The organism is Gillisia marina, assembly GCF_000258765.1.
Taxonomy (GTDB): domain Bacteria; phylum Bacteroidota; class Bacteroidia; order Flavobacteriales; family Flavobacteriaceae; genus Gillisia; species Gillisia marina.
The window spans coordinates 1-1445 of the sequence record NZ_AJLT01000108.1; the positions used below are offsets into that span (position 1 = coordinate 1).

Consider the following 1445-nt stretch of genomic DNA (forward strand, 5'->3'; position numbering starts at 1 on the left):
TTGCGTTAACTCAAGACATTACGGTTCAGTTGGATAATTTGGGAGCTGCTTCAATTGTAGTTGCCGACATCAACAATGAATCTTCTGATGCTTGTGGAATTGCTTCAATGAGCGTTTCACCAGATAGCTTTACATGTGCGGAAGTTGGAGAGAACACGATTACTTTAACAGTGATCGATAACAATGGAAACGAATCTACTGCCACTTCAACGGTAACCATAGAAGACAAGGTTGCTCCGGTTGCAAGTGCGCAAGACATCACGGTTCAGTTAGATGAATCTGGAAATGCTTCGATTACTGCAGCAGATGTGGATAATGGCTCTTCTGATGCTTGTGGAATTCCTTCAATGAGCGTTTCGCCAAATAGCTTCACATGTGCAGAAGTTGGAGACAATACAGTTACTTTAACTGTGATCGATAATAATGGAAACGAGTCTACAACCAGTTCAACAGTAACAGTAGAAGATATTGTAGCTCCAGTTGCAAGCGCTCAAGACATCAGCGTTCAATTAGATGAGAATGGAACTGCAACTATCACTGCAGCCGAGGTAGATAACGGCTCTTCTGACGCCTGTGGAATTGCTTCGATGAGCGTTTCGCCCGATAGCTTCACATGTGCTGAAGTTGGAGAGAACACTGTTACATTAACAGTGATCGATACCAATGGAAATGAGTCGACTACGACTTCAACAGTAACTGTAGAAGACAATGTGGCTCCGGTAACAATTGCGCAAGACATCATCGTTCAGTTAGATGAGAACGGAACTGCAACTATCACGGTAGAGGAAATAGATAACAGTTCTTTTGATACTTGTGGAATAGCTTCTATGAGCGTAACACCAGATAGTTTCACATGTGCAGAAATTGGAGACAACACGGTTACTTTAACGGTTACTGATGTTAACGGAAATGAGTCTACTACGACTTCAATTGTTACCGTAGAAGATTCCATCAAACCAATTCCATCTGCAACAACCCTTCCAGAGATCACTTCAGAATGCGAAGTAGTAGAAACGGATGTAACTGTTCCAACCGCTACCGATAATTGTGGTGGTGTGGTGAGTGTTTCAAACGATGTGACTTTCCCAATTACAGCGCAAGGACTTACGGTAATTACCTGGAGCTTTGAAGATGTAAACGGAAACATTGCTACCCAAACTCAGGATGTAATGTTGGAAGATCTAACTGCTCCGGTTCCGGATGTAGATAGTTTGGATGATATCATTGTGGAATGTGAAGCAACTACAATAGCGGCTCCAACCGCTACCGATTCGTGTGCAGGAACTGTAACGGGAACTACGCTGGATCCTACTTCTTATTCTGAAGAAGGAGAGTATATGATCCTTTGGGAATTTAACGATGGAAATGGAAATGTCTCCTCTCAGGAACAATGGGTTACGGTTAAAGATAATACAGCTCCAGAGGTAACAACTCAGGATCTTACT

Annotated in this window: 1 pseudogene; it reads left to right on the forward strand. The window is 42.6% G+C overall.

From position 1 onward, the window contains the following. Positions 1–1445 (forward strand): annotated as a pseudogene (locus ON07_RS16635) (hypothetical protein); the annotation flags it as partial.